This is a genomic window from Microbacterium sp. (assembly GCF_035554235.1).
Classification (GTDB): domain Bacteria; phylum Actinomycetota; class Actinomycetes; order Actinomycetales; family Microbacteriaceae; genus Microbacterium.
In genome coordinates this window covers 21,562-27,744 of the sequence record NZ_DATMIO010000110.1, presented here as the reverse complement: position 1 = coordinate 27,744, position 6,183 = coordinate 21,562, and the positions used below count along the sequence as shown (strand labels likewise).

Below are 6,183 nucleotides of genomic sequence, written 5' to 3'. Positions count from 1 at the left end.
CGACCTGGGCGAACGCCGTCTCTGTGCACGAGACCTCGACGGCCGAGCTCGCCGTCGGGCTCGCGATCGCGGCCCAGCGTCACCTGCCCGACTTCGTCCGCAACCAGGAGCAGGAGCGCTGGGCGCCCGCGTGGGCCGACGGCCTCGCCGACCGGCGCGTGCTGCTGCTCGGCTACGGCGGCGTCGGCAAGGCCGTCGCGGCGCGACTCGCGCCGTTCGAAGTCGATGTGACCGTGGTCGCCAGTCGTGCGCGCGTCGACCACGGCGTTCGGGTGCACGGCGTGGACGAGCTGCTCGACCTGCTCCCCCACGCCGAGATCGTCATCCTGACCCTGCCCGGCGGCGATGCGACGAAGCACATCATCGACGCCGGGGCCCTCGCCGCCCTGCCGGATGGAGCGCTGCTCGTCAACGTCGGTCGGGGGCCCGTCATCGACACCGACGCGTTCGTGAACGAGGGCGGCCGCATCCGTGCGGCGCTCGATGTGACCGACCCCGAGCCGCTGCCTGCCGGGCACCCCCTGTGGAGCATGCCGGGGGTGCTGATCGCACCGCACGTCGGCGGAGGCACGAGTGCGATGCGGCCGCGGGTGGCGCGGCTGATCGCGCGCCAGATCATCCGGATGCAGCAGGGCGAGACGCCGCTGAACGTCGTGTTCGGGGGCTGAGCGGGGAGCCGTTTCAGCGCCGGTCGATGTCCGACCCCGACCACAGGTCGCCGCACTCGACCTCGAGAACGGCGCGCGCCGCCAAGAACCCCCCGGCCCCTCGATCGCCGCGGAGCTCCGCCACGAGCGCGGGCCAATGGGCTCGCCCGATGAGCACGGGGTGCCCCGGCGCCCCGTCGTAGCGCGCGCGGGCCAGTGCATCCGCGGCCGGCGCCACGGCAAGGCCCCGCTCCAGCACCCGCAGCGCCGCGGCCGCGGGCGCGTCGGGGGTGTCGACGGGCGTGATGAGAACCGCGTCGGCTCCGGATGCCGCGGCCACCCCCGCCCGGATCGTCGAGGAAAGGCCCTCCACCCAGTCCTCGACGACGATCACGCGGGCCTCGTCGGGCACGAGCGCGCGTGCCGCTTCGGCGCCCGACCCCAGGGCGACCAGTACGTCGTCGCAGCCGGCATCCGCCAGCATCCGCACCGCGCGCGCCACCCACGGTTCGCCGTCGGTCGTGCGGGCGAGGGCTTTGGGCCCGCCGTAGCGCGTGCCCGCCCCCGCCGCGAGCACGAGTCCGCAGATCGCCGCCGCCATGGTGACGACAGCGTAGCGCGGAGGAAACACGCTGCGGGTAGCGTGAACGCACGAGCACCATGGACATCAACACGGTCACCCAGTTCCGGCGCCCCCATTCGCGCGCCGACCTTGCCCTGCGCCCGGGTGAGGTCTACCTCGCCGGCGGCACGTGGCTCTACTCCGAGCCGCAGCCCGGCGTCACCGGGTTCGTCGACCTCACCGCGATGGCGTGGCCGTCGCTCACCGTCGAGCCGGCGGGGCTCCGCATCGGGGCGACGTGCACGATCGCCGAGTTGGTCGCCCTGCCGCCGCAGCCGGGCTGGGCCGCGCAGCCCCTCTTTTTCGAGTGCGCGACCGCGCTGCTCGCCTCGCACAAGATCTGGACGACAGCCACGGTCGGTGGCAACGTATGCCGCTCGTTCGCCGCGGGGGCGATGGTCTCCCTTGCCGCGACGCTCGACGGAACTGCCGAGGTCTGGACCGCACGGGGCGGCTCGCACGAGGTGCCGGTGGCCGATCTGATGACCGGCAACGGCACGAACTCCCTGATGTCCGGCGACGTGCTCCGCTCCATTCTGCTTCCGGAATATGCCCTCCGAGCCCGGACCGCTTACCGCAAGATCGCCCTCGCGGAGCTGGGCCGATCCGGTTCTGTCGTGACCGCCCGCGTCGACGAAGACGGCGGCGCAGTGTTCGTCGTGACAGCCGCGACGGAGGTTCCGACTGTGCGCCGGTTCGACGCGATCCCGGATCCCGCGACCCTGCGCGCCGCGTTCGACGACGTGCCCTTCGGCCGGGGCGGGTGGTACACCGATCCGCTCGGTGAGGAGCAATGGCGGCGCGGCGTTTCGCTCGTGCTCCTCGGGCAGGTGCGTGCGGAACTCGCGGGCGAATCGGGCGGGGCGGGCGAGGTGGTCGCGTGAAATTCGAACTCAACGGGCGGGAGGTCGATGCCACGCCTCGAGCCGGCCAGTGCCTGCGCACTCTCGTGCGGCAGCAGGGCGCTCTCGATGTGAAGAAGGGCTGCGATGCCGGGGACTGCGGCGCCTGCTCCGTGCTCGTCGATGGCGCGCCCGTGCACTCTTGCATCTACCCCGCACTGCGCGTGGAGGGCCGCCGTGTGACGACCGCCTCGGGCCTCGCGCCCGCCGGTGAGCTCCATCCGGCGCAGGAGTCGTTCGTCGAGCACTTCGGGTTCCAGTGCGGCTTCTGCACACCCGGGATGACCGTCACCTCCTCGGTGCTCACCGCGGAGGATCTTCCCGAGCTCGACCGGCTGATGAAGGGCAATCTCTGCCGCTGCACGGGTTACCGCGCCGTCCGCGAGTCGATCGAGGGCGCCGTGCGTGGCACCGGGACCGCTTACGCCCGGGACGACGCCTCGACCGGCTCGACACCCGGAACCCCGGTGAGCTCGGCACCCGGAGTTCTGGTGGGCGAGAGCGTCCATCCGCCCGCCGCCGCGCGCATCGTGCAGGGGCTCGAGCCGTACACGTTCGACACAGAGGTCACCGGCGCGCTCATCCTGCGCGTTCTCTCGAGCCCGCATGCCCACGCGCGCATCACGGCCATTGACACGACCGAGGCGCAGGCGGTTCCCGGGGTCGTCGCCATCTTCACGCATCACGACGTGCCCGACATCCGGTATTCCAGCGCACGGCACGAGAACCCCGAGGACGACCCCGGCGACACGCGCCTGCTCGATGACGTCGTGCGCCACCGCGGGCAGCGGATCGCGGCGGTCGTTGCCGAAAGCGCCGGAGCGGCCGAGCAGGCTTGCCGCCGCATCCGCGTGGCCTACGACGTGCTGCCGGCCGTCTTCGATCCGGAATCGGCCCGCAGCGCCGGCGCGCCGGCGCTGCACCTGAACCGCACGTCGGCGGATGGGGTCGAAGACGCCGAGCACAACATCGTCGCCGCGATCCATGCGGGGTTCGGGGATGTCGATGCCGCCCTGGAGGCGAGCGCGATCACCGCCGGCGGGGAGTGGACCACGTCCCGGGTCTCCCACGCCCAGCTCGAGACCCACGGCTCGATCGGATGGATCGACGAGAACGGTCGCCTCGTCATCCGGACGAGCAGTCAGGTGCCGTTCCTCACGCGCGACGCCCTGTGCGCCCTGTTCGACCTGCCGCGCGATCGAGTACGCGTCTTCACGGCCCGCGTCGGCGGCGGGTTCGGCGGCAAGCAGGAGATGTTCACGGAGGACCTCGTGGCGCTGGCGGTGCTCCGCACCGGACGCCCCGTCGCGTATGAGATGAGCCGCACGGACGAGTTCTGGCGCAGCGCCGTGCGGCATCCGATGCGCGTCCGCGTCGACCTCGGCGCCGATGCCGACGGTCTGCTGACGGCTATGAAGATCGATGTGCTGAGCGATGCGGGCGCCTATGGCAACCACTCGCGCGGGGTGCTCTTCCACGGCTGCGCCGAGTCGATCAGCCTCTATCGGGCACCGGCCAAGCGCATCGACGCCGAGGCCGTGTACACGAACAACGTGCCGTCGGGCGCCTTCCGCGGTTACGGGCTCGGGCAGGTGATCCTCGGCGTGGAGTCCGCGATGGACGAGCTCGCCCTCCGCCTCGGCATCGACCCCTTCGAGCTGCGTCGCATCAACGCCGTGCGGGAGGGCGACATGCTCACGACGACGATCGACGAGACCGAGCCCGGCCTCCTCTGGGGCTCGTACGGCCTCGACCAGTGCCTCGATCTCGCGCAGCGGGCCCTCCTGCGGGGCAACGGGGTCGAGGCGCCGTCGGGCGGGCAGTGGCGCGTCGGCGAGGGTATGGCGGTCGCCATGATCGCGACGATGGCGCCGTTCGGCCACATCTCCGAGACCTCCGTCACAGTCACTCCGGAGGGCCGCTACATCGCCGCCGTGGGCACGACCGAGTTCGGCAACGGCACGAGCACCGTGCACACGCAGATCATCGCAACCGACCTGGCGACGAGACCCGAGCGCATCGAGCTGCGCAACTCCGATACGGATGGCGCGGCCTACGACACCGGCGCCTTCGCCTCGGCGGGCATCACGGTGGCCGGAAAGGCGCTGCATGCGGCATCGCTCGCCCTGCGCGGGCGGCTGCTGGCGATCGCCGACGATCTCGCCGGCCCGGACGGGGTGCTCGAGGAGGACGGTGTGCGCGTCGGCGAGCGACTGCTGTCCTTCGCGGAGCTCATCGCGGCCGCGCCTGCGATCTGGCGGACGCCGCTGGGCCTCGCGGCCGACGGCAGCGAGTACGGCGAGCACCGCTCGCTCGCGTTCAACGTGCATGCCGTCCGCGTGGCCGTCGACGTCGAGACCGGCACCGTGCGCATCCTTCAGTCCGTCCAGGCGGCGGATGCCGGCTTCGTGATGAACCCGGAGCAGTGCCGGGGGCAGGTCGAGGGCGGCGTCGCGCAGGGGATCGGCAGCGCCCTCTACGAGGAGGTTGAGACCGATCGCGAGGGAGGGATCGTGAACCCCGTCTTCCGGCAGTACCGGGTGCCGCAGATGGCCGACGTCCCGGTCACCGAGGTGTACTTCGCCGACACGAGCGACGACCTCGGTCCCTTCGGGGCGAAGTCGATGAGCGAGTCGCCCTACAACCCCGTCGCTCCGGCGATCGGCAACGCGATCGCGCGTGCGGTGGGCGCGCGGCCGTACGCACAGCCGTTCTCCCGCGACCGCGTCTGGCGCCTCGCCAATCCGGGGGCCTGACGCCCCGAGACCGCGTGGAGGGCGCGCATCCGGAGAGTGTCACACCGCCGAAACACTGCGGCGGCGAGGTTGAAACGTCGCGGGTCTACGGTCGGCACGATCACACTTCACCTGGAGGCAACCGATGTCATCACACAGCGCCTTCGCGCGCCGCCGACGCACGGCCGCGCTCGTCGCCGCCGCAGCGGCGACCGTGCTCCTGCTCGCCGGCTGCGCCGGCGGCGATGCCGACGCGGGCACCGCGCCCGAAGGCGCCGACGCGAGCCACGGCGAGATCAGCGTCCAGTACTCGTGGATCAAGAACGAGGAATTCGCCGGCGAGTTCTACGCCTACGAGAACGGCTACTACGACGACGCCGGCTTCGACGAGGTCATCGGCATCTCGGGCCCCGACACAGGCGTGGCCAAGCTCCTCTCCGGCACGGTGCAGGTCGCGCTCAGCGACGCCGCCTCCGTGGGCGCCGCGGTCGCCGAGCAGGACGCCCCGCTGAAGATCATCGGCGCGACGTTCCAGAAGAACCCGTTCACGATCCTCTCGCTGGCCGATGGCGGCAACATCCTCACCCCCGAAGACCTCGTCGGCAAGACGATCGGGGTGCAGGACTCCAACGCCAGCGTGTTCGCCGCCCTCCTCAACGCCAACGACATCGACCCGGCGGACGTCACCGTCGTTCCCGTCGACTTCGACCCGACCCCTCTCATGAACGGCGACGTCGACGGCTTCATGGCCTACCTCACAAACGAGGCGCTGACCGTGGAGCTGGCCGGCTACGAGGTCACGAACCTCTCGTACGCCGAGAACGGCGTGCCCTACGTCGCAGAGACCTTCACCGTCACCGACCAGTACCTCGCCGAGAACGCCGACCTGCTGAAGGCGTTCCTCACGGCCGAGATCAAGGGCTGGACCGACGTGTTCACGGAAGCTTCCGAGGACTCGGTGACCCTGATCGAGAAGTACTACAACAAGGCCGCCGACGAGTCGGAGGAAGGCCTCGAGTCGGTGTTCGGCGCCCTCGACCCGGAGAAGACGCTTCTCGGCCTCGAGGCCGAGAAGCTGCTCATCTCGACCGAAGAGACCGAGGCCAACGGCCTCTTCACCATCTCGGACGAGCTGAAGCAGCAGACCGTCGACTCCCTCGCCGCCGCCGGCTGGGAGGTCACGGTCGACGATCTGTTCGACACAACGATCATCGACGAGATCTACTCCGAGTCCCCGGAGCTTCTGGCATATCTGCCCTGACCCACGCCCTCACCGA

General features: G+C 71.0%; 5 protein-coding genes. 4 read left to right on the top strand and 1 reads right to left on the bottom strand.

Translation table 11 applies throughout. The annotated features are described in order from the left end of the window. A partial coding sequence (locus VNT50_RS05615) for an NAD(P)-dependent oxidoreductase (protein WP_325484119.1) occupies nt 1–668 on the top strand: 668 nt, incomplete at its 5' end. Between the two features lie 13 nt (nt 669–681). On the opposite strand, the gene VNT50_RS05610 is transcribed toward VNT50_RS05615, so the two are convergent. Continuing rightward, nucleotides 682–1,278: a nucleotidyltransferase family protein gene (locus VNT50_RS05610; RefSeq protein ID WP_325484118.1), complete on the bottom strand. Its 597-nt coding sequence runs from the start codon at nt 1,276–1,278 to the stop codon at nt 682–684. Nucleotides 1,279–1,307: 29 nt separating this feature from the next. Between VNT50_RS05610 and VNT50_RS05605 the strand changes: the two genes are divergently transcribed. The 3 genes from VNT50_RS05605 to VNT50_RS05595 all read left to right on the top strand — a co-directional run bounded on the left by VNT50_RS05605 (nt 1,308) and on the right by VNT50_RS05595 (nt 6,167). Further along, a complete protein-coding gene (locus VNT50_RS05605) occupies nt 1,308–2,153 on the top strand; it encodes an FAD binding domain-containing protein (protein ID WP_325484117.1) in 846 nt (281 codons plus the stop codon). Then, nucleotides 2,150–4,927, top strand: a complete 2,778-nt coding sequence (locus tag VNT50_RS05600; protein WP_325484116.1) for a molybdopterin-dependent oxidoreductase — start codon at nt 2,150–2,152, stop codon at nt 4,925–4,927. The genes VNT50_RS05605 and VNT50_RS05600 overlap by 4 nt, the downstream gene beginning before the upstream one ends. 124 nt (nt 4,928–5,051) lie before the next feature. Continuing rightward, nucleotides 5,052–6,167, top strand: coding sequence for an ABC transporter substrate-binding protein (locus VNT50_RS05595; protein WP_325484115.1), 1,116 nt, complete (start codon nt 5,052–5,054; stop codon nt 6,165–6,167). The last annotated feature ends 16 nt before the right edge of the window (nt 6,168–6,183 follow it).